The 20,341-nt window shown below is 71.5% G+C and carries 22 protein-coding genes; 12 read left to right on the forward strand and 10 right to left on the reverse strand.

Annotated elements, in window-relative coordinates:
* Nucleotides 1-75: 75 nt before the first annotated feature.
* From SALPAC2_RS0105995 to SALPAC2_RS0106005, 3 genes are read right to left on the reverse strand one after another with little or no spacing between them, the layout of a single operon-like run.
* Nucleotides 76-633 carry a GerMN domain-containing protein gene (locus SALPAC2_RS0105995; protein ID WP_018215739.1) on the reverse strand — a complete coding sequence of 186 codons (558 nt, stop codon included), beginning with the start codon at nucleotides 631-633 and terminating at the stop codon, nucleotides 76-78.
* Nucleotides 630-1,982, reverse strand: coding sequence for a sensor histidine kinase (locus SALPAC2_RS0106000; protein ID WP_026184474.1), 1,353 nt, complete (start codon nucleotides 1,980-1,982; stop codon nucleotides 630-632). Before SALPAC2_RS0106000 ends, SALPAC2_RS0105995 begins: the two co-directional genes overlap by 4 nt.
* On the reverse strand, nucleotides 1,979-2,653 hold the full coding sequence (locus tag SALPAC2_RS0106005) for a response regulator transcription factor (protein ID WP_018215741.1): 675 nt from the start codon (nucleotides 2,651-2,653) through the stop codon (nucleotides 1,979-1,981). The genes SALPAC2_RS0106000 and SALPAC2_RS0106005 overlap by 4 nt, the downstream gene beginning before the upstream one ends.
* Before the next feature lie 177 nt (nucleotides 2,654-2,830).
* Between SALPAC2_RS0106005 and SALPAC2_RS0106010 the strand changes: the two genes are divergently transcribed.
* The 7 genes from SALPAC2_RS0106010 to SALPAC2_RS0106040 all read left to right on the forward strand — a co-directional run bounded on the left by SALPAC2_RS0106010 (nucleotide 2,831) and on the right by SALPAC2_RS0106040 (nucleotide 7,888).
* A complete protein-coding gene (locus tag SALPAC2_RS0106010) occupies nucleotides 2,831-3,187 on the forward strand; it encodes a hypothetical protein (protein ID WP_018215742.1) in 357 nt (118 codons plus the stop codon).
* Complete coding sequence (locus SALPAC2_RS0106015; protein ID WP_018215743.1) at nucleotides 3,184-3,717, forward strand: STAS domain-containing protein; 534 nt, start codon at nucleotides 3,184-3,186, stop codon at nucleotides 3,715-3,717. Before SALPAC2_RS0106010 ends, SALPAC2_RS0106015 begins: the two co-directional genes overlap by 4 nt.
* Nucleotides 3,718-3,789: 72 nt before the next feature.
* Nucleotides 3,790-4,086 (forward strand): BON domain-containing protein, encoded by a 297-nt coding sequence (locus SALPAC2_RS0106020; RefSeq protein ID WP_018215744.1) that lies wholly within the window; start codon nucleotides 3,790-3,792, stop codon nucleotides 4,084-4,086.
* 103 nt (nucleotides 4,087-4,189) lie between these two features.
* Complete coding sequence (locus SALPAC2_RS0106025) at nucleotides 4,190-4,957, forward strand: ABC transporter ATP-binding protein (protein ID WP_018215745.1); 768 nt, start codon at nucleotides 4,190-4,192, stop codon at nucleotides 4,955-4,957.
* A complete protein-coding gene (locus SALPAC2_RS24445) occupies nucleotides 4,942-6,807 on the forward strand; it encodes a hypothetical protein (RefSeq protein WP_018215746.1) in 1,866 nt (621 codons plus the stop codon). Before SALPAC2_RS0106025 ends, SALPAC2_RS24445 begins: the two co-directional genes overlap by 16 nt.
* A gap of 167 nt (nucleotides 6,808-6,974) precedes the next feature.
* On the forward strand, nucleotides 6,975-7,415 hold the full coding sequence (locus tag SALPAC2_RS0106035; protein WP_018215747.1) for a hypothetical protein: 441 nt from the start codon (nucleotides 6,975-6,977) through the stop codon (nucleotides 7,413-7,415).
* Nucleotides 7,416-7,504: 89 nt separating this feature from the next.
* A complete protein-coding gene (locus SALPAC2_RS0106040; protein ID WP_018215748.1) occupies nucleotides 7,505-7,888 on the forward strand; it encodes a hypothetical protein in 384 nt (127 codons plus the stop codon).
* A gap of 32 nt (nucleotides 7,889-7,920) precedes the next feature.
* On the opposite strand, the gene SALPAC2_RS0106045 is transcribed toward SALPAC2_RS0106040, so the two are convergent.
* The gene (locus SALPAC2_RS0106045; protein ID WP_018215749.1) at nucleotides 7,921-9,447 is read right to left on the reverse strand and encodes a glycerol-3-phosphate dehydrogenase/oxidase; all 1,527 of its coding nucleotides are present in this window, start codon (nucleotides 9,445-9,447) and stop codon (nucleotides 7,921-7,923) included.
* 48 nt (nucleotides 9,448-9,495) lie between these two features.
* Here SALPAC2_RS0106045 and SALPAC2_RS0106050 point away from each other — a divergent pair, with 48 nt between their 5' ends.
* Both SALPAC2_RS0106050 and SALPAC2_RS0106055 read left to right on the forward strand, forming a co-directional pair.
* Nucleotides 9,496-11,058 (forward strand): FAD-binding oxidoreductase, encoded by a 1,563-nt coding sequence (locus SALPAC2_RS0106050; protein WP_026184476.1) that lies wholly within the window; start codon nucleotides 9,496-9,498, stop codon nucleotides 11,056-11,058.
* Nucleotides 11,059-11,208: 150 nt separating this feature from the next.
* The gene (locus tag SALPAC2_RS0106055; protein ID WP_018215751.1) at nucleotides 11,209-11,784 is read left to right on the forward strand and encodes a flavoprotein; all 576 of its coding nucleotides are present in this window, start codon (nucleotides 11,209-11,211) and stop codon (nucleotides 11,782-11,784) included.
* Nucleotides 11,785-11,812: 28 nt separating this feature from the next.
* Here SALPAC2_RS0106055 and SALPAC2_RS0106060 read toward each other — a convergent pair whose 3' ends face one another.
* From SALPAC2_RS0106060 to SALPAC2_RS28300, 6 genes are all read right to left on the reverse strand, one after another.
* Nucleotides 11,813-12,406: a TetR/AcrR family transcriptional regulator gene (locus SALPAC2_RS0106060; protein WP_018215752.1), complete on the reverse strand. Its 594-nt coding sequence runs from the start codon at nucleotides 12,404-12,406 to the stop codon at nucleotides 11,813-11,815.
* A gap of 25 nt (nucleotides 12,407-12,431) precedes the next feature.
* Nucleotides 12,432-13,322, reverse strand: a complete 891-nt coding sequence (locus SALPAC2_RS0106065) for a bile acid:sodium symporter family protein (RefSeq protein WP_018215753.1) — start codon at nucleotides 13,320-13,322, stop codon at nucleotides 12,432-12,434.
* Nucleotides 13,323-13,397: 75 nt separating this feature from the next.
* Nucleotides 13,398-14,279 carry a hypothetical protein gene (locus tag SALPAC2_RS0106070; RefSeq protein ID WP_026184477.1) on the reverse strand — a complete coding sequence of 294 codons (882 nt, stop codon included), beginning with the start codon at nucleotides 14,277-14,279 and terminating at the stop codon, nucleotides 13,398-13,400.
* Nucleotides 14,280-14,371: 92 nt separating this feature from the next.
* The gene (locus SALPAC2_RS0106075) at nucleotides 14,372-16,030 is read right to left on the reverse strand and encodes an ABC transporter permease (RefSeq protein ID WP_018215755.1); all 1,659 of its coding nucleotides are present in this window, start codon (nucleotides 16,028-16,030) and stop codon (nucleotides 14,372-14,374) included.
* Nucleotides 16,030-16,938 carry an ABC transporter ATP-binding protein gene (locus SALPAC2_RS0106080; RefSeq protein ID WP_018215756.1) on the reverse strand — a complete coding sequence of 303 codons (909 nt, stop codon included), beginning with the start codon at nucleotides 16,936-16,938 and terminating at the stop codon, nucleotides 16,030-16,032. The genes SALPAC2_RS0106075 and SALPAC2_RS0106080 overlap by 1 nt, the downstream gene beginning before the upstream one ends.
* 113 nt (nucleotides 16,939-17,051) lie before the next feature.
* The gene (locus SALPAC2_RS28300) at nucleotides 17,052-17,339 is read right to left on the reverse strand and encodes a hypothetical protein (protein WP_018215757.1); all 288 of its coding nucleotides are present in this window, start codon (nucleotides 17,337-17,339) and stop codon (nucleotides 17,052-17,054) included.
* A gap of 120 nt (nucleotides 17,340-17,459) precedes the next feature.
* On the opposite strand from SALPAC2_RS28300, the gene SALPAC2_RS0106090 reads away from it, so the two are divergent.
* From SALPAC2_RS0106090 to SALPAC2_RS0106100, 3 genes are all read left to right on the forward strand, one after another.
* A complete protein-coding gene (locus tag SALPAC2_RS0106090) occupies nucleotides 17,460-18,707 on the forward strand; it encodes a MalY/PatB family protein (RefSeq protein WP_018215758.1) in 1,248 nt (415 codons plus the stop codon).
* Between the two features lie 98 nt (nucleotides 18,708-18,805).
* Nucleotides 18,806-19,366, forward strand: a complete 561-nt coding sequence (locus tag SALPAC2_RS0106095; protein ID WP_026184478.1) for a sigma-70 family RNA polymerase sigma factor — start codon at nucleotides 18,806-18,808, stop codon at nucleotides 19,364-19,366.
* Between the two features lie 55 nt (nucleotides 19,367-19,421).
* Entirely contained in the window at nucleotides 19,422-20,246 is an 825-nt protein-coding gene (locus tag SALPAC2_RS0106100; protein WP_026184479.1) for a zf-HC2 domain-containing protein, read from the forward strand.
* Nucleotides 20,247-20,341 lie beyond the last annotated feature (95 nt).

The following is a 20,341-nucleotide window of genomic DNA, read 5'->3' on the forward strand; positions in this document are numbered from 1 at the left end:
CACACCGCCGCGCCAGCACCGGACCGGCTGACCACCGCCGCTGCGCCGGAGCCCAGACAGCTCGACCGCTACGGCTCAGTCCGCGCCGGACAGCTCGACGTAGTCGGCGGCGGTGAGTGGCCCCTGCGACAGCGACCCGTCCGCCCGAGGGACGCCCAGCGGCGCACCGTCGCGCAGGAAGGACACCGCGTCAACCTCGGGGCGGGCGGTGAGGGTGCAGACGATCTGGCCGAAGGCGAAGACCTCGTCGCTCCGGCCGGCGCCGTCCGCCACCGACGGTACGTCCACCTCGGCCCGCGTCCCGGTGAGGCGGATGCCGGCCACGGTGACCGCGCCGAAGAGCGCGGTGGCCAGCCCATCGGCCCGCTCGGCCTCGTTTGGCCCGGCCAGCAGGTGCTCCAGGTGCTGTTCAACCGTGGGCAGGACGTCGAGGCGACGGCGGACCAGGACGAGACGGTCATCCCGAACGAAGTAGAGCGCTTCGGTGAACCGCCCGGCCGGGTCGGAGACCGCCGTACTCGGGGTCGGGAACGGCCCGTACGGCGCCTCTACCGCCCGTGGCTGGTCGTCGGTAGGCACGCCGCAACCTGCCAGCAGCACAAGCAGCATGGCCACCGCTAGGCGGGCCTTCACTCCACGCTCCCCGGCAGTTCCACCCGAAACCGCGCCCCGCCCCCGGGCCGGTCGACGACCACGGCGTGCCCGCCGTGCGCGGTCGCGTGCTGTGCGACGATCGCCAAGCCGAGCCCGGTGCCGTCAGTACCCCCGCGGGCACGGGCGGCACGACTGCGAACAAAGCGGTCAAAAATGACACCCCGATCGGCCACCGGTACGCCCGGACCGGCGTCATCCACCTCGACGATGCCCGTGGCGTCGACGGCTGACAGCCGGACCGCGACCGGGCCCCCGCCGTAGCGGACAGCGTTCTCGAGCAGGTTGACCAACAGTTGCTCGGTGCGCCGCCGGTCCACCCGCCACTCCGTGGGCATACCGGAGTCGGGTTGCACCAGCTTCTTCGGCAGTTCCCGGCTCTGGCACACCTCGCTGGCGAGCGCGACGATGTCCACCGACTCCCGCTGGGCGGGCTGGTCGGTACGGGCCAGCTCCAAGAGATCGTTGACCAGCTGCTGGAACCGGCCGATCTCGTCGGCCACCAGCCCCGCCGCGGTCGCGGTCCGTTCGTCGTGGTGTCCCCGCCGACGGGTCAGCACGCTCGCGGCGGCGTAGAGGGTCTGCAACGGCGAACGCAGCTCGTGACTCACGTCGGCGGCGAAGCGTCGGTCCCGTTCGTTCCGTCGGGCCAGCTGGTCAACCATGTCGTTGAAGGAGGTCGACAGGCGGGTCAGATCCGGGTCCGTGGCCGGGGCCAGCCGGGTCGTGAAGTCGCCGGCGGAGATCCGCTCGGCGGCGTCCGCGACGGCGGTCAGCGGGCGCAGACTGTGCCGGGTCGCGTACCAGCCGAAGGCGGCTCCGGCACCGGCCACCATGATCGCCACGGCGGTCAACGCCAACGCGAGAACCTGGAAGGTCTCCTCCAACTCCCGCAGGGAGGTCAGTTCGTAGTAGCTGGCGCCGTCGGGCAGTGGCACCCCAACCAACAGGGTCGTCTGCCCGGCCAGCTGGACCCGCTGTACCCCGGGCTGTCCGGCCCGGACCTGCTGCTGCAAGGCCGCCGGCACGCTCGTCGCCGCGGTCTCGGCGGTACGCCCGTACCAGGAGCCGTCGAGGTGGAGCAGGGGTCGCCGGGAGCTGCCGGTGTCCAACGAACGGAGCACTTCGACGACGTCGGGGTCGTCGGTGTTCAACCCGATGCGTACGACGCCGGCGTCGAAGTAAGCGGCCCGTACGGCCGTGCGTTCCCGCTCGTCGAGCAGGCTGCGCCGGGTCAGGTCATAGGAGATCAACGCCATCGAGGAGGCCAGCAACGCGGCGCCGACCGCGAATCCGGCCGTCACCCGCGCGCGGAGCCCGAGATGTCTCATCGCTGCAGCTTGTAGCCAAGGCCACGGAGCGTGACCAGATGGCGCGGATTACCCGGTTCCGCCTCGATCTTCTGGCGCAGGCGCCCGACGTGCACGTCCACTAGGCGCTCGTCGCCGCTGTCGTACCCCCATACCCGCTGCAGCAACTGCTGCCGGGACAACACCCGGCCGGCATGCTCGGCCAGCTCGCAGAGAAGCCGGAACTCGGTGCGGGTCAACGCTACCGGCGCTCCGGCACGACGCACTTCCCCCGCCTCCGGGCTGATTTCCAGGTCCCCGATGACCTGCACCGCGACCGGGGTAGCCACCGCCCGGGCCCGCCGTCGCAGCGCCCGCAGCCGGGCGGACAGCTCCTTGATGGCGACCGGTTTGACCACGTAGTCGTCGGCACCGGCCTCCAGCGCGGCGACGATGTCGTGGGTGTCGTCCCGGGCGCTGACGACCACGATCGGGACATCGTCGTCGCGGCGCAGCTGACGGATCCCCTCAAATCCATCGATACCGGGCAGCATCAGGTCAAACAACACGTTATCGGCCGGGTCAGACCGCTGCATCCGCAGCCCCTCCTCGGCACTGGCCGCCCCCCGCGCGGTGTAGCCCTCCTCCTCCAAGGCGAGCAGCAGTGCCAACCGGATCCGGTCGTCGTCCTCGATCACCAGTACCGCGGTCATTACGGCATCATCCCCGGCGCCCCGGCAACCACCCACTCCGGGGCAGCCGCCACACTTTTTGTCATGTGACTGTCATCCAACCGCACCGACCGCTACACGACCCACTTAGAGGGTGAGAGGCGTGTCGGGCCGCCCGTCACGCCAACGCCGGCCCCATCCCGCTGAGAGGAGGCAGCAGTGACCGGCAACGCCCTCATTTACGCCCTCGTCGTCGGCGTTTTCGTCGGCGTTTTCGTCGGCATACTCGGGCGATTCGTTCTCCCGGGCCGCGACGCTGCCCCGGTGTGGCTGGCCATCTCCGTGGGTCTCGGTGCCGCCCTGCTCGGCACCATCACCGCCCGAGTCGCTGGCGTCGATGTCGCTGCTCCCTCCGGGCTGCGGCTGGCCGTGCAGGTCGGCTTCGCCGGCGCCGCGGTTACCCTCGCGGTCGTAACGGCGAGGCGCACGCCGGGGCCGACGAGGCGGTCCATCCGCCGGTGGCGTACCGCCGCTGACCCCTCGGCACCGACGGACCAGGAAGGGAACCAACCATGACGGTCGTGCCAGACGACAACATGATGACCCTGATCTGCGATGGTTGCGGAGAGACCGCCGCCAGCACTTCCGTCGTGCTACCCGACGACGAGGTGGTCTGGACGCTCGTGTCCGAGCATGGCTGGAGCGGGTCTCCGTTCGCCACCGGTCCACACCGGTGCGCCGGGTGCACCCCACCCCCATCCCCGCCCGGCCGGGCCGCCCCCGCCCAGCCGCTCGGGGGCGCCGACCACGATGAGGTCGTCGAGTCCACCGCGACGACGGAACCGTTACGCACCGCGCTGAGCAAGGCCACCGAGCACGAGGGACGCGTGGTCGTCGACCTCTCCGCCGTCGAGCAGATCGACTCCGTCGGCCTCGGCCTACTCGTCCGGGCCCGACAGGAGGCTCGTCAGCGCGGCGCGGAGCTGTGCCTCCGCGCGCCCTCCCGGTTCGTGTTGACCGTGCTACACACGATGCGCCTGGACACCGCCTTCCCCGTCGTGACCGACCAACCAAACCCCACGAACGAACCCAAGGTGCTGGTGTGAACAACGGACCGGCGTGTCGCGACCCGCGACCGGCCGCACCCCGCTGCCACCTCCAGCGATGAGGACTGCCATATGGTGCCCTGGCCCACGCCCGACGACGACCCGTTCCACCCGGCCTGGGACCCGTCAGCGCACCACGACGAGGACGCCCGGCTCGCCTCGATAGCCGCCCAACGGCTCCGATCTGATTGGACGACGCGTCGCCAGCAGATCACCGTTACCGCGCAGAACCGGGTGATCATCCTGACCGGTATCACCGCCGACCTCGAAACCCGGCAGGTCGCGGGCGAACTCGCGTGGGACATCCCGGGCGTGGCCGACGTGTGTAACACCCTGCGAGTAGCGCAGCATGGACGCCGACAGCGCTGAGGTTGATCGACGAAGGCAAACTGGGCCTGTCGCCGCCGAGCGTGATACCGGGGGAATCATGGAGCCATCGACCACTCAGTACGCCGCAGCGAAAAGTGCTGAGGTGGATGGGGGCCGGCCAGCGGCGTTGCGGCTGTCCGGCCTGCACAAGGAGTTCGGCGCGAACACCGCGGTCGACCACGTCGACCTGGTGGTGCCGCGGGGCTCCTTCTTCGGACTCGTTGGCCCGAACGGGGCGGGTAAGACGACGTCGTTGTCCATGGCGGTCGGGCTGCTCCGCCCGGATGAGGGCACCTCCCAGGTGTTCGGTGTGGACGTGTGGTCCGATCCGGTCGCGGCGAAGACGCTGATGGGTGTGTTGCCCGACGGGCTGTCCATGCCGGAGCGGCTGACCGGACGCGAGCTGCTGACGTACCTCGGGCAGTTGCGCGGCATCGAGGCCGGCGTGCTGGCCGGCCGGGTTCAGGAGCTGCTCGACGTGATGGAGCTCCGCTCGGCGGAGCGCACCCTGGTGGTCGACTACTCGACCGGCATGCGCAAGAAGATCGGGCTGGCGACCGCGCTGCTGCACGGGCCCCGGCTGCTGGTGCTGGACGAGCCGTTCGAGGCCGTGGACCCGGTGTCCGCGGCGGCGCTCAAGGCGATCCTGATCGGGTTCGTGGCCAGCGGCGGCTCGGTGGTGCTCTCCAGCCATGTGATGCCGCTGGTCGAGCAGCTCTGCGACACCGTGGCCGTCATGGCCGCGGGGAAGGTCGTGGCGGCCGGTCCGCTGGCCGAGGTACGCGGCGACACGAGCCTGGAGCAGACGTTTGTGCGGCTGGTCGGCGGCGACGAGCACACCCGGAAGGGGCTGTCGTGGCTGGCGTCCTGATCCGGATGAAGCTGTCGGTCATCAAGAATGCGATGACCGGTGGCCGGGCCGCCTGGATGCTGGTCGGCGCGGTCTTCGGCCTGCTGTTCGCCGCCGCCACCATCTGGCTCTCCCTGGTCGACCTGCCCAACCAGAGCGTGCTGGGCGACCTGCTTGCCGGCGTCTTCGGCATGTGGACGCTCGGCTGGCTGATCGGCCCGCTGTGGGGCGGCTCGGCGGTGCTGCGTGCCGACCACTTCACGCTGCTGCCGGTGCCGCGCCGCCGGCTCGCGGTGGGACTGTTGGGTGCGGCGTTCGTCGGCATCACCACCGCGGTCACCGCGCTCGGCTTCCTCGCCCTCATCACGTACGGTGCCCGGCAGGGTCTCGGCCCGGCGTTGCTGGCGGTGCCGGTCGCCGCCCTGCAACTGGTCTTCGTGGTGCTGCTGTCCCGGGTGGTCTACGCGCTGTTCGGCGTGGTCGCGGCGTCCCGGGCGGGCGCGGCGATCACCGGTGTGCTGTTCGCGGCGATGCTCGTGCTCACCCAGTCCGGCTGGATGATCGTCGTGGCGGTGATGTACTCCGACATCCTCGAGACCGGGTTCTCCCACACCACCACCGTCACGCTGCGGTCGATTCCGTCGAGTTGGGGCGTGGTGGCGGTGGACGCCGCCGGCCGTGGGGACTGGCTGCTCGCGATCGCCGCGCCGGCCGGCCTGGCCGTGCTCTGCCTGCTGCTGCTGCTCGTCTGGTCGGTCGAGCTGGGCAACCCGCGCCGGGGGCGGGTCACCATCCGGGGCAGCGCCGGCCGCGCCCCGGCCGGTGGTGGCCTGCTCGGCGGCCCGGGTGGCGCGATCGTCTCCAAGGAGCTGCGCACCTGGTGGCGTGACCCGCTGCGGACCACCACCGCGGTGGTGCCGATCGTCTGGGCACTGGGCACCGTGCTGCTGCCGCTGACCTTCGACGCCCGGCTCCTGCTGCCCTGGGCCGGACCGGCACTCGCGCTCTTCGCCATCACCTCGGCCTGCAACCTCTACAGCCAGGACGGCACCGCACTCTGGCAAACCCTGACCACCGGCACCCAGCGCGTCGACGTGCGGGGCCGGCAGTGGGCGTACCTGCTCGTCTTCACGCCGCCGGCCGTCGTGGCGAGCATCGCGTTCGTCTGGTGGAGCGGTCTGACCTGGACCTGGCCATGGGTCGCCGCCGCGGTGCCCGCGCTGCTCGGCGGCGGCGCCGGCCTGATCGCCTACTCGTCGGTGTTCGGCATGGTCCCGGGTCCCGACGCGCACAAGCGGCCGAGCAACCCACTCGAACGCGCCGACACCACTGGTCAGTCCAACGTGCTGTTCTGGGTCGGGCTGCTGCCACCGGCGCCCGCGCTCGCCCTGGTCTATCTCGGCACCCGGACCGACCAGCCGTGGCTGACCTGGGCCGGGGCCCCGGTCAGCGTACTCACCGGCGTCGCCGTCGCCTGGGTGCTGGGCGGACTGGCGATCCGCAAGCTCAGCGCGGACGGGCCGGACCTGTTACACACCATGCGGACCGGCCGCCCCACCGTGGCCCGGAACGCCGTCGGTACCACCGTGGCCCGGAACGCCGGCGGTACCGACGTGGCCAAGAAGGGCAGCGCAGTCGAGGGACTGAGCTGGGGCCTCGGGTCGATCCTGCTGATCCCGCAGGGGGTCATCCCGCTGGTGTTCATCCTGGCCGACATCAACGTCAAGTCGTGGTTCCTGGCGATGTACGTGCGGCCCCTCTACGGCGTACCGATCGCCGTGGTCAGCATCCTGGCCGGCGTCGCCCTGTACGGCCGGGCCATCATGACCAAGGTCGACAACCGGGCCAAATCGCCACTACACCCCTCCTGACCTGCAGGTTTGTCGGATCTCAGCATCTTTTGGGCGACAGCTCCGCCGGGTGATATGACTGAGTTATCGGCAATCAATGACGCTCGTCGTCATCCCCTCCTCGCGCAGCGCCGGTCCGAGCGTGTCCCCTGAGACCGGCTCGGCGAGTGACCACTTGAGGAGCTGCGGTGCGGAAACGGCTGATCTGGCGAAATCGACGGCCCTTCGAGAACGCCGTCGTCTTCACCTCGCCCATGTGCGGCACGCTGATGCTCGTCCTGGGGGCACCACCTTCGTTGGGGGTCGCCATGCCGGAGCCGATCCGCATCGGCTGGCAGCTGGGGCTGATCGTCGCCGGCCTGATCGGCATCGCCGGGCTGTTGTGGCCAGGCCGGTATGCCACCGGGCTCGGGCTGGAACTGGCGTCCATGCTGATGCTCGGCACTGTCACCAGCATGTACGCGATCACGATGGGGGTGGGCGGCGGTCTGGCGGCCGTCACCTCCGTCTCCTTCATCACCGCGGTGGCGCTCGCTTCATGGTGGCGGGGCGGGGAGCTCCTACACGATCTGTACCGGCTGGTCGAGCCGCAGCGCCCAGCCCCGGACCTGGCTGGTGAGTTCCCATGACAGCCCCACCCCCACCCCCACCCCCACCCCCGCCCCCACCTCTACCCGCGACCGACGCAGCAGCTGCCGCCCCACAGTGGCTCCAGGTCGTGCTGTCGATACTCGGCGTCCTGGGCGGCGCTGGCGGATTCGCGACCATCGCCGCGGTGGTGGTGAAGCGGGGAAAGTTCCGCGCCGAGGCGGCTGGTGTGATCACTGATACCGCCCTGACCCTGGTGCAGCCGATGCGAATCCGGATGGCCGAGTTGGAGGCCGAGGCGCAGACGATCCGGGAGCAGCTACGCGCCTCGAATGAGCGAAGCCGTCGACTCCAGGCCAGCATCGCCCAGCTTCGCACCACGCTGGACAGCTGGTACGCACTGATCTTCGCGCCGGACGCCTCCCTCCAGTCGATCCGGCACGTAGTCCGCGAGGACCGCCGACGCATCCGGACGTCGGGCGAGGTCCGGGCCGAACCGACCGGTGACCGGTAGGCGTTCCGGACTAGGCAGCGAGCCGGCGTACGTCACCGGGTCTCGGCGAGCTCAAGGACCTCACCCGCCACCGGCAGCGCCGCGTCCCGGTAGGCAGGAACAAGACCGAGGCGGGTTCGCCGCTCCAACAGATCGTCAACGGTACGGGCGAGTTCATGCCGGGCGGCCCAAAGTAGCTCGGCGCCGGTGACCGGGATCTCTGGGCCGATCGGCCGGTGCAGATGCGCCGGCGCCTCGGCCAGGACATTGACCGCCTCGACACCGTAGCGGGCGACCAGCCGCCGGGGGGCCGGGACCCGGGCGAGGTGTGCGGGGCTCGCGGCACCTGGAAGCGGGAGACGGCGGGTACGGCAAACACCGGCGGTCAGGTTCCGACGATGCACCGCGGTGTCCACCGCGTCCTCGGCCATCCGCCGATAGGTGGTGAGCTTTCCGCCGACAACACTGATCACCCCGTCCGGGTCGTCGATGACGGCGTGCTGCCGGGAAAGATCGGCGGTACGGTCGGCGGCGTCGGCGAGCAGCGGCCGGAGCCCGGCGTAGGCACCGAGGACGTCGCCGCGGTGTAGTGGCCGGTCGAGGACGCCGTTGAGCACGTCTAGCAGGAACGCGATGTCGGCCTCGGTGGGCTCCGGTACGTCCGGGATGGGTCCGGCCAGCGGCTCGTCGGTCAGCCCGACGTAGACCAGGCCATCGGGCTGGGGCAGCACGAGAACATAGCGGCTGAACTCGCCGGGGACCGGGATGGTCAGACCGGCCCAGAGCCCATCCAGCGCCGCGGCGGGCAGCACGAGGTGGGTGCCGCGGGAGGGCCGCAGGCGCACGTGTGGGGTCAGGCTGCTTGCCCAGACCCCGGTGGCGTTGATCACGGCGCGGGCGGCGATGTACAGCGTCTCCCCGGTGCGGGTGTCCTCGACGGTGGCGCCGTCGCCGTGCAGGGCGACCACCCGGGCGCGGGGAAGGATGCGGGCGGAACGCGCCGCCGCCGCACGGGCCAGGCCGACCACGAGCCGGGCATCGTCGCAGAGCTGGCCGTCCCAGGACAACCGGGCGCCGCGGAGGCCGACCCGGCGCAACCCTGGTGCCATCGCGCCCGCCTCGGCCGGGCCGAGCCGTCGGGTTCCCGGCAGGGTCCGGCGGTTGGTTCCCGCGCTGACGCGGAGCAGGTCGCCGACGCGGAGCCCAACCGTCGCGGCCCGGTCCCGCCAACCGGCGGTGTAGTCGGTGGTGGGTAGCAACATCGGCAGTGCCCGGATCAGGTGCGGGGCGGTGCGGGTCATCAGGACGTGACGTTCGACCGCACTCTCGTACGCGATGCGAACCTGGCCGTGGGCGAGGTAACGCAGTCCACCGTGGACCAGCTTGGAGCTCCAGCGGGACGTGCCGTGGGCCAGGTCCTGGGCTTCGACGGCCGCCACGGAGAGGCCGCGGCTGGCCGCGTCCAGCGCCACGCCCGCGCCGGTGACGCCGAGCCCGACGACGAGGAGGTCGACGGCGGCACCATCGGCCAGTTCGGCGAGTTCCCGGTCCCGGCGCGCCCCGGTCAGCGTGGCGTCCATGCCTGCACCCCTTGCACGAAAGTGACACTGAATGTCACTGTGTCACACATGAATGAAGTTGGGGAAGACGCCGACCGATGGACCCGCTGGGGGCCGGCCTCAAGAGCACAACCCCTGCCGGAATCCGCGTCGGAGCTCCTGGCGCAGCTACTGGAGTTGACCCCCGCACCCCCAGCCGTACCCCTACCCGACGTCGCGATGCCCGCGGCCGAACCCAGCGGCGCGGTCCTGGCCGCACTCCGGGAAGCCGTCGGTACCGAGCACGTGCTGACCTCCCAGCCGGTCCGGGCCCGCCACGCCACCGGTCTATCCACACCCGACCTACTGCGACGACGTCGGGGCCGGCTCCACCACGCCCCGCAGGCGGTGGTCCGCCCGGCCGACCACGCCGAGGTCCTCGCCCTACTCGAACTCTGCTCCCAGCACCAGGTCGCCGTGGTCCCCTTCGGTGGTGGCACCTCGGTCGTCGGCGGACTGACACCTACCGCGCCGGCCCACGTCACCATCGACCTGAGCCGGTTGGACCGGGTCCTCGCCGTGGACGCTGTCTCCCGCACCGCCACCCTCCAGGCAGGACTCCCCACCCCCCGCGCCGCGGAGCTACTCGCCGAACACGGGCTCACCCTCGGCCACGTTCCCCAGTCCTACGAATACGCCACCATCGGTGGCTTCGCCGCCACCCGCTCCTGCGGGCAGGCGTCATCCGGGTATGGCCGCTTCGACGACCTGGTGACCGCCCTGACCGTCGCCACCCCCCGCGGCACCATCCGGGTGGGACGTGCCCCCGCCTCCGCCGCCGGCCCCGACCTGCGCCAGCTCTTCCTGGGCAGTGAAGGAACCCTGGGCGTCATCACCGACGTCACCGTGCGGGTACGACCGATCCCGGCGCAGACCCACTACGAGGGCTGGCGCTTCGACTCCTTCCCCGCCGGGCTGCACGCCATCCGGAGGCTCGCGCAGGAGGGGCCGCAGGCCACGGTGTTGCGGCTCTCCGACGAGGTCGAAACCCTGGTCGGGGCGAGCGGCCAGGGCCAGTCCGACGGGGGCTGCCTACTGGTCATCGGGTACGAGGGCGAGCAGGTTCACGCCACCGCCGCGGCGGCCGCCGCGGTGCTGACCGCGCAGGGGGGCCAACCGCTGGGCGCCGAGCCGGGACGGCAGTGGCTGCGGCACCGGTTCGACGCCCCGTACCTGCGCGACGCGCTGCTGGACGCGGGTGCCTTCGCGGAGACCCTGGAGACCGCGGCGTACTGGTCTCGGCTGCCCGAGGTGCACGAGCAGGTCCGGGCGGCGATCCTGGACGCGCTGCCGGAGGGCGCGCTGGTGCTGGCGCACGTCTCCCACGTCTACGAGACCGGCGCCTCGCTGTACTTCACCGTGATCTGCTCCCCCGGCTCCGATCCGATCGACCGGTGGCGCACCGCGAAGGCGGCGGCCAGCGAGGCGATCGCCCGCGCCGGGGGCACCATCACCCACCATCACGGAGTCGGCACCGATCACCGCGACTGGTACGCGGCCGAGATCGGGGAGCTCGCCGTTGACCTGCTCCGCACGGTCAAGGGACAGTTGGATCCGGCCGGCATCCTCAACCCCGGCATCCTGGTGCCGTAGCCGCACCAGCGCGGTGCTGGGCCACACCGAGCCGGCTAATGGCGATGACGAAGACCGCGACTTGGATTCGAGGGGTGACGTGCGACGGCGAGGCCTCCTACGCGGAGCAGCGATCGGCGTCGCTGCCACGCCCAACCACAACGTCGCTCCGTGAACGGCGGCCACCTTCAGATCGTCGTCTGCGGCGCCGGCCCGGCGACCAACGCAGCCCAGCTGGTCAAGGCCGCACAGGGCCGATCCTGGACAGCCACGGTCACCGCCACACCGAGCGCGATGAACTTCATCGATTCGCAGCCACTCGAAAGCCTCACCGGCCATCCGGTCCGGTCGACCTACCACTCGTCACCCGGCACTCGCCGGTCGCCTCCCGCCACCGACGCCCTGGTCATCGCCCCTGCGACCTACAACTCGATCAACAAGATCGCCCTCGGTCTAGCGGACAACTACGCCATGACCTCAGTCGCCGAGCTGATCGGCAGGCAGGTACCGACCGTCATCGTCCCGTTCGTCAACGCCGCCCTCGCCGCGCGGGCGCCGTTCCAGCACGCCGTGGCCAGCCTCCGCGACGAGGGGGTACACGTCCTACTCGGCCTCGACGACCAATGGGAACCGCACCCGCCCGGCAGCGGCAACGAGCGGCAGAAAGCCTTCCCCTGGACTACAGCGTTCACGACAGCGGTCCGGCTCGCCCACGAACCTCATCCACCTGCTACCGGCCACCTCTGACCATGCGGGAGATCAGCGGGGATGAGTGCTAGTCCGGCCGCAGGTAGCCGTCCACCAACCGGGCCAGTTCCCGGTCCAGGCCGGTGGTGGAGAGACCGTCGGCGACGATCCGAGCGGAGAGCACGAAGGACTGCGTGGTCAGCAGGACAACCCGGGCCATGGTCTCGGCCTCCCCGGGCCGGACCGAGCCGTCGGCCTGGCCGTGGGCGACCGCGTCCACCAGGAACCGCAGCATCTCCTCCTGGCCCGCGCCGCGCCGGTCGAGGAGGTACGGGATCAGCACCTCCGGATCGACATCGCGGATCTTGCACAGCAACGGGTGCTCCCGCATCACCCGTGCTCCCGCCACCACCCGCTCGACCAGGCGGGATCGAGCGTGTCCCGTACCCTCGTCGGTCGTCGTGGCCAGCAGCACCCGCTGCCACTCCCGGGTCATCAGATCGCCGATCAGCGACTGCGCGTCCGGCCAGCGCCGGTAGACGGTCATCCGGGAGACCCCGGCCCGACGCGCCACGTCGGTCACGGTCGTGCGACGTACGCCGTAGGCGAGGACGCAGTCACGGGCGGCGTCCAGAATCGCGTCCTCGACGCCACGCTCGCCGGTCCTACTCCGCTCCACCACGCCGCATGTCTACCATCCCCCGCTGCTACGGATTCCGGCCAACCGGCCCCTCCGACCGGGACCCGGCACGGGTCACCAGAAAGCCGAAGGCCGCGGCGGTGAAGAACATGACGATGCCGTAGACCGCACCGGGGACGGCCATCCGGGTGTTGTCGAGCAACGCCGGGCTGAGCGCGACGGTGATCGCCAGGGTGCTGTTGTGGATGCCGATCTCGAATCCGGACGCGGTCGCGGCGCCCCGATCAACCCCGGCCAGCCGGGGCACTCCGTACCCCACAGCGAGGCTGAGCACGTTGAACGCCAACACCACCAGGCCGACCGAGACGAAGTAGTCGGCGAGGTTCTCTCGTTCGTTAAGCACCGTGCCGACGACCACCGCGACGAGCACCGCGACCGACAGGACCCGGACCGGCCGGTCCAGGCGTACGGCGGCGTGGGGCGCCCGGGCCCGGATCAGCATGCCGATCGCGACCGGGATGAGCACGATGGCGAAGACCTGCAGCACCTTGTCGAACTGCAGACCCAGGCCCCCGCTGTCGGCGAGGAAGTACGCCGCCGAGAGGTTGACCACGATCGGCAGGGTGACCACGGCCAGCACCGAGTTGATGGCGGTCAGGGTGATGTTGAGGGCGACGTGCCCGCCGAACAGGTGGCTGAAGAGGTTGGCCGTGGTGCCCCCGGGGGACGCGGCCAGCAGCATCATCCCGAGGGCAAGCTCCGGGGCCAGGTCGAAGGCGAGCACCAGCCCGAAGCAGAGCGCCGGCAGCACCAGCACCTGACACACCAGGGCGATGAGGGCAGCTTTCGGGTAGCGGGCCACCCGCCGAAAGTCCGCCACGGTCAGCCCGAGGCCCAGACCGAGCATGATGATGCCGAGCGCGACGGGCAATCCGATCAGGGTCAATGCCGAGTCCATGGCAGCACATGATCAACCCTCGCGTTCGGCGCCGCAATCCCCCGGGTGGCTCGCGCTGCCCGGCCTGGGCCCGCGTCAGCCGTTGGCCACGAGATCCCCGCAGCTCGTCTCATCCGGCAGCAACGGTCGCAGCTGCACCGTCCAGCTCTTGCCGTCCGAGGTCCACGGCGCCGCCGCGGTGGTCTCCGCCGCCGTCGCGAGCAGCGTCTGCAGCTCAGCTCCGGTTACGGTCACACAGCCCGGCCCGGTGTCGGCACCGAGGGGGTCGCCGGGCAGCGTCGGCCCGGGCCAGGCTACCTCGGGCTGGCCGAGGCCCTCGGGGTCGGTGAACGGTTCCGCGACGCCCGCGACCACGGTGGGCACGTAGGGTTTCGCGCTGTTCGCCTTGGTCGGCGCCAGCAGACCCGACTCGCTGGTGAGTGACGCGACGAACGCCCGCAGCTGCGTTCGGGCCGCCCGCTGGTCGGCGGTGAGGCCGGGCGCGTCGTCGCTCGCCTCGGTGAGGGCCGGGACGTCGATCTGCTCGGTGCCGTTCGCGCCGCGTACGGTGAATCGGGTTGTCGGGGCGTCGGCGATCGCCGGAGTGCCGAAGTCCACCGCGCCGTCCAGGCCGGCGGCCCGCGCCGATTCCAGCAGCGTCGACACGTCCTCGGGGGCGATCGGGTGGACCTGGAGGTTGGGCAGCGCGGGCCCCGGGTAGATCAGGATCGTGGGGCCCTCACTGATCACCCGTCCGTCACCGTAGACGCTGAGGGACGGGATGCGGCTGGACAGCTCGGACGGCATCCCGAACCCACCGATGGCGGCCATCTGGAACACCACCGCGTCAGCGGGGTGCGACGCCTCCGGCTGGCCGGGATCGTCCGCGTTGGCCGCCTCGCCCTGCGGGCCGCAGGCGGTGACGAGCAGGAGCAGCGACACGGCGGGCGCCGTCCAACGGAGTCGACTATTGGTCATGTCGGATCAGACGTGGCCGGGCGCCGGAAGGTTCCCGTGGGACGACGATCCCTCGCCGCCCCACAGAAACGCGGTCAGGCTCGACAGTCCGGTCAGGTTCGACCGACCACGTCCCGCCGGAACACCAGGCGAGCCACCTGGGCGGTCACCGCGGCAAGCCCGGTCAGTACCAGGACCGCGACCACACTGACCTCCTCCAACGGATGTTCGCCGACGTGCGCGAAGGGGGACAGCCGCGCGGCGCTGGCGGGAATCTCGAGGATCGGGGCGAAGTACCCGACGATCAGCCCGTAGCCGAGCACCACCCAGATCAGCGGCAGCACCCGCGGCGCCACCGCATAGAGCAGCGCGGCGGCGGCAAGGAGCAGCCAGACCGCCGGAGTGTGCGCCACGTGGCCGAGCAGCAGGCCACCGAGGGACCCGGCGTCGCCGGTGCTCACCGCCGCCCCGACCCCCATACCGGCGCCCGCCACCAGCAACAGCCACGGTACGCCCACTGCCGTCACCACGAGGTGGCTGCCGATCCAGGCTGACCGGCTGACGGCCGTCGCGAGGACCGACTCGGCCCGCCCCTCGCTCTCCTCGGAACGCAGGGTCTGCACGGCGAGCACCACGTAGACCCCGACGACGAGGGCCATGGTGAGCCCCATGGTGCCGAGGTAGCCATCCAGCAGGTTCTCCGTACCGCCCATGATGGCGACCATGTCCTCGGGTGCGTCGGTGAACCCGTCGAGCAGTGGCTGGGTGAACGAGCCGTAGGCGAGACCGGCGGCGAGCAGTCCCACGCTCCACCCGATCAGGCTGGCCCGGTGCAGCCGGAACGCGAGGGCGAGCGGCCCGTCCAGCCAGGCCGCCGCCCGGGCCGGTCCCGGGCGGGGCGGCACGAGCCCGGCGCCGAAGTCCCGGCGGGCGGAGAGCGCGTAGCCGGCGGCCGCGGCCGTCACCGCGAAGGCCAGCGAGATCGCCAGTGGCCACCAGCGGTCGTGCACGTACGGCGCGGTCTGCTGGGACCAACCGACCGGTGACAGCCAGGACAGCCAGGACGCGCCGCTGCCCTGCACCGCCGCCATGTCACCCAGCCCGCGCAGCACGAACGCGGCTCCGAGCAGGGCACCGGCGGCGCCGGAGGCGGCCCGCGGATACTCCGACAGTTGGGCGGTGACCGCCGCGACTCCGGCGAATACCAGCGCCACCGCACCAACCGAGGCCCCGAACAGCAACGCCCCCCCGAGGTCGTACCCCCGGCTGGCCATCAGGCCACCGATCAGGATGGCGACGACCGCGGCCATCATGGCGACGAGCACCAGCACGGCGGTGAGCTGGGCGTGCCGGCCGACCACGCTGGCGCGGACCAGCTCGGCCCGACCGGAGCGCTCCTCGGCGCGGGTGTGCCGGACAACGGTCAAGAGCCCCATCAGGCCCGCGCCGAGGGCCACGTAGAGGCCGTACTGCCCGGCGAGGAAACGCTCGATGGTCAGGTCGTCGAAGCCGAATCCCGGGCCGCCGAAGAGCGCACCGGCCGGGCTGCCGGAGAAGGCGGTCAGCCCTTCCAGATCCGCCGGGCTCTCGACGAAGGTCTCCAGCGCGGTGGCGAAGTACCCCATCAGCAGCGCCAGGCCGAGGGTCCACGCCGGGAGGCGGATCCGGTCCCGGCGCAGCATGAACCGCAGCAGCGTGCCGGTCCCGGTGACCCGGCCGCCGCCCTGACCGGGCGTGGCGAGCACCGGACGGTTCACCGTCACGGTGGCCATCACGCCACCGCCCCGTGGCGGGCCGACTCATCGCCGTAGTGCCGCAGCAGCAGCTGTTCCAGGGTTGGCGGCCGGACGGTCAGCCCGCGTACGCCGAGGTCGCCCAACCGCCGGACGACGACGGCGAGGTGCTCGCCGTCAACCTCGAAGCGGACGTGGCCGTCGATGTCCTGCAGCCCGTGTACGCCGGCCAGGGTGGCGAGCGCGGCGGCCGGACTGTCGACGATCGCGTCCACGGAGGTCCGGGTCAGGTGACGCAGGTCGGTCAGGGAGCCGGTCTCGACGATCCGCCCCTGCCGGATGATCGAGATCTGGTCGGCCAGCACCTCGACCTGGGCGAGGACGTGGCTGGAGAGCAGGACGGTCCGGCCGGCCGCGCGGGCCTCCCGGATGCACTCCTGAAACACCGCCTCCATCAGCGGGTCCAGCCCGGCGGTCGGCTCGTCGAGCAGCAGCAGGTCCACGTCGCTGGCCAGCGCCGCGATCAGGGCGACCTTCTGCCGGTTGCCCTTCGAGTAGGTCCGTCCCTTCTTGCGCGGATCGAGGTCGAAGCGTTGGCACAGCTCGTCGCGGCGAACCGGGTCGGTCCCACCGCGCAGGCGAGCGAAGAGGTCGATCGCTTCGCCGCCGGTCAGGTTGGGCCAGAGCTCCACGTCGCCGGGGACGTAGGCGAGCCGGCGGTGCAGTCGCACCGCGTCGGCCCACGGGTCGCCGCCGAGTAGCCGGACCCGGCCCCGGTCGGCGCGGAGCAGCCCCAGCAGGATCCGGATGGTGGTGGACTTGCCGGCACCGTTGGGGCCGAGGAAGCCGTGCACGGTACCGGTCTCGACCCGCAGGTCGAGACCGTCCAGTGCCTTGATGCGGCCGAAGTGCTTGTCGATGTGCTGAATATCGATTGCCGTGGTCATGGTCGTAGACCTCGTTCGAGGGAGGGCCCCGGGCAGGGTTGAGCCCCGGGGTTGGTCCGATGTCGTCGGTCACGCGGAGCCACAGAGAGTCGGTGAGCCGCCGCGGAGAGAATTCACGCCGGGGGGCGTGACAGCCGGTACGCAGTGCCTGCTGCGTCGCCCGCCGCGGGCGGGTCCGGGACGTACATCAGATAGTCATCCAGCATTGAGCGATCGACGTGCAGCCCCTGGGTGAAACGCTCGAGGACCGGCGCCGTGATACCGGCGGCGACCCGGCGCCCGAGGAATCGAAGACGCACCGGACCGCATGGACCCGATGCGGTCCCGGCGGCACCGCGGCGTGGACCCGTGGTGCCGAAGCCACCAACCCGAGTCTCGACAACGCCGCCGTCGGATGCCACCCCGTTAGATTAAACAGTCGTTCAATGCCGGGCAAGCACGTACCGGGCCGAGGCGCGCGGTCCGGCGCCGACGACCAGTGCCGCGAGTCCGGCCGCCGCCGGACGCCCTAGGGTGGGCGGATGTCCCGCTCCACACCCGCCGACGAGCACCCCACCGCCGCACCGAACCCACTCACCCAGCTCACGCTGGAACAGCTCCGGCGACGTACCAGTGTGAAGTGGGGCAGGTACGGCCCGGACGTGCTTCCGCTCTGGGTGGCGGAGATGGACGTCCCTCTCGCCCCCGCCGTCGCCGACGCGCTACAGCGCGCCATCGCGCTCGGCGACACCGGCTACGCCCACCCCACGGGATACGCGGAGGCGTTCGGCGAATTCGCCGCCGAACGCTGGGGCTGGACCGACTTCTCCCCCGGCCGAACCGCGGTGGTAGCCGACGTGATGCTGGGCATCGTCGAGGTGCTCCGGCTGGTGACCGACCCCGGCGACACCGTGGTGGTCTGCTCCCCCGTCTACCCGCCCTTCTACGCGTTCACCCGGCACGCCGGGCGGCAGGTCGTCGAGGCCCCGCTCGGGGCCGACCTACGGATCGATCTCGCCGCCCTCGACGAGGCCTTCCGGCGGGCCAGGGCCCGCAGCAAGCGGCCGGCCTTCCTGCTATGCAACCCACACAACCCCACCGGGGTGGTACATCACCGGGCGGAACTCGAGGCCGTCGCCGAGCTGGCCGACCGGCACGGCGTACGGGTGATCTCCGACGAGATCCACGCTCCGCTGGCGCTGCCGGGGGCAGACGTCACCCCGTACCTGACCGTGACCGGCGCCGAGGATGCCTTCGCGGTGACCTCCGCCTCCAAGGCGTGGAACCTCGCCGGTTTGAAGGCGGCACTCGCGATCGCGGGACCACGCGCCGGGGCTGAGCTGGCCCGGATGCCGGAAGAGGTCAGCCACGGGCCGAGCCACCTGGGTGTGGTCGCGCAGACGGCCGCCCTGCGGGCCGGCGGGGAGTGGCTCGACCACCTCCTCCACGGACTCCACGCCAACCGCGCCCGGTTGGAGGCGCTGCTGGCCGAGCAGCTGCCCACCGTCGGCTACCACCGCCCCGAAGGCACCTACCTGGCCTGGCTGGACTGCCGGCGTCTCGCCCCGCACAGTGCCCAACCCGACAGCGCACCCGGCGAGGAGAGCGCCGGGCCGGCCGAGCTGTTCCTGGAACGTGCGCGGGTGGCCCTCAGCTCCGGGTACGCCTTCGGCACCGGTGGCGCGGGCTGGGTCCGGCTGAACTTCGCCACCTCCCCCGCCATCCTCACCGACGCCGTCACCCGGATGGGCCGAGCTGCCCAGGAGGTGGGAACCACGGCCACGAAGTGATCCACAACGGTTGGCGACCCCGAACCGGCGAGATAGCGGCGCGCCGGGAAGGTCGTACGCTACCGTTCAGCACGATGCTCACCCCGGAGGTACCCACCGTGACCGACGACACCGATGTCACCTCGTGGGCTCTGCAGGCCGGACGCGGTGACCAGACGGCCGCCGCCGCCTTCATCCGGGGGACCCAACAACAGGTACGGCGCTTCCTGGCCGCCTTGATCTCCCCCGCCGAGGCGGATGACCTGACGCAGGAGACCTACCTGCGCGCGCTGCGGTCGCTTCCCTCATTCGCCGGCCGATCCTCCGCGCGTACCTGGTTGTTCAGCATCGCCCGGCGGGTCGCGGTGGACCACGTGCGGACCGCCACGTCCCGTCCGCGGACGGTTCCGATGACCGACTCCCACGACATCACCGACGCCGACGAGAGCAGCTTCGACCGGCAGGTCGCCCTGGAGCAGATCATCGCGGCGCTGCCGACCGACCGTCGGGAGGCATTCGTCGTCACCCAGGTTCTCGGCCTCTCCTACGCCGAGGCCGCGCAGGTGTGCGGCTGCCCGGTCGGGACGATCAGGTCAAGGGTGTCCCGGGCCCGGGAGGAGCTGGTTGTCGCCCTACAGGCCCGCTCCAGCAGGTCGGCCGGGCACACCGCAACCGGTTGAAGACCTTCCCGTCCCGCACGGGAACCAACGCCGGCACCGGTCCGACTACCGGTACATGGGGTGTGAGCAGTGGCGCGAGGTGTTGTCGGCGCAGTTGGACGGGGAGGAGACCCCGGCTGAGCGGGCGGCAGCCGACTCCCACCTGGCCAGCTGCGGTGGGTGCCGCACATGGTTCGACCAGGCGGCGGCGATCACCCGCCGGGCCCGGCTGTCGGTCAGCGTAATCGGCCCCGACCTCACCGATGCGGTCCTGGCCGCACTTCCCGCAACGGCCCCGGCGGCCCCGGCGGCCCCGGCGGCCCCGGCGGCCCCGGCGGCCCCGGCGGCCCCGGCGGGGTCAACGACGCGGCCGCCGTGGCGACAGCGGCTGGTGATCGCCCTGCGCGCAGCACTCGGGCTGACCGGGGCGCTGCAGGTCCTGCTGGGTCTGACCCAGGTCGGTCAGGCGGCGGCAGGCCCACACATCCACGCCGGCGGACCGCTGGCCTCGGGCCACCTGTGGCACGAGGCAGCGGCGTGGAACATCGCGGTCGGCGCCGGGTTCCTGTTCGTGGCCGCCCGCCGCACCCCACCAACCGGGCTACTGCCCATGTTGAGCGCCTTCGTCGGCACGCTGGTGCTCCTGTCGGTCAACGACCTGATGACCGGCCGGGTGGAGACCGCCCGGCTGGTCAGTCACGGATTCCTCTTCGTTGGCTATGCGATCGTCGTGGCCATGTCCCGGCCGGGCCTACACCCGGACGGCCCGCCCACCGGCCTTCGCACTGATCGTCCCCGCTGGCGCATCCGGGCCGAGGACGAGCCGCCCCCGCCTGGTCTACGGCTCGTGTCCCCGCCGGTTCCGGGTTCGGCGTGCCATCGGGACAACGCGGCGGCCTGAGCGCCCCGGTAGCGGGCGGCGGCCTGAGCGTCCCGATACCGGTGATGTTGCTAACCGAATCACCGGGAACTGTCCCACCCTGCCGAACCGACCAA

The sequence above is a fragment of the Salinispora vitiensis genome, from assembly GCF_000378825.1.
GTDB lineage: Bacteria > Actinomycetota > Actinomycetes > Mycobacteriales > Micromonosporaceae > Micromonospora > Micromonospora vitiensis.

What these genes read in the sequence shown, in the direction of transcription:
- SALPAC2_RS0106000 (WP_026184474.1), bottom strand. Translation starts at nt 1,982, where the DNA reads ATGAGACATCTCGGGCTCCGCGCGCGGGTGACGGCCGGATTCGCGGTC.
- SALPAC2_RS0106005 (WP_018215741.1), bottom strand. Translation starts at nt 2,653, where the DNA reads ATGACCGCGGTACTGGTGATCGAGGACGACGACCGGATCCGGTTGGCA.
- SALPAC2_RS0106015 (WP_018215743.1), top strand. Translation starts at nt 3,184, where the DNA reads ATGACGGTCGTGCCAGACGACAACATGATGACCCTGATCTGCGATGGT.
- SALPAC2_RS0106020 (WP_018215744.1), top strand. Translation starts at nt 3,790, where the DNA reads ATGGTGCCCTGGCCCACGCCCGACGACGACCCGTTCCACCCGGCCTGG.
- SALPAC2_RS0106045 (WP_018215749.1), bottom strand. Translation starts at nt 9,447, where the DNA reads ATGGACGCCACGCTGACCGGGGCGCGCCGGGACCGGGAACTCGCCGAA.
- SALPAC2_RS0106050 (WP_026184476.1), top strand. Translation starts at nt 9,496, where the DNA reads ATGAATGAAGTTGGGGAAGACGCCGACCGATGGACCCGCTGGGGGCCG.
- SALPAC2_RS0106065 (WP_018215753.1), bottom strand. Translation starts at nt 13,322, where the DNA reads ATGGACTCGGCATTGACCCTGATCGGATTGCCCGTCGCGCTCGGCATC.
- SALPAC2_RS0106070 (WP_026184477.1), bottom strand. Translation starts at nt 14,279, where the DNA reads ATGACCAATAGTCGACTCCGTTGGACGGCGCCCGCCGTGTCGCTGCTC.
- SALPAC2_RS0106075 (WP_018215755.1), bottom strand. Translation starts at nt 16,030, where the DNA reads ATGGCCACCGTGACGGTGAACCGTCCGGTGCTCGCCACGCCCGGTCAG.
- SALPAC2_RS0106080 (WP_018215756.1), bottom strand. Translation starts at nt 16,938, where the DNA reads ATGACCACGGCAATCGATATTCAGCACATCGACAAGCACTTCGGCCGC.
- SALPAC2_RS0106090 (WP_018215758.1), top strand. Translation starts at nt 17,460, where the DNA reads ATGTCCCGCTCCACACCCGCCGACGAGCACCCCACCGCCGCACCGAAC.
- SALPAC2_RS0106100 (WP_026184479.1), top strand. Translation starts at nt 19,422, where the DNA reads ATGGGGTGTGAGCAGTGGCGCGAGGTGTTGTCGGCGCAGTTGGACGGG.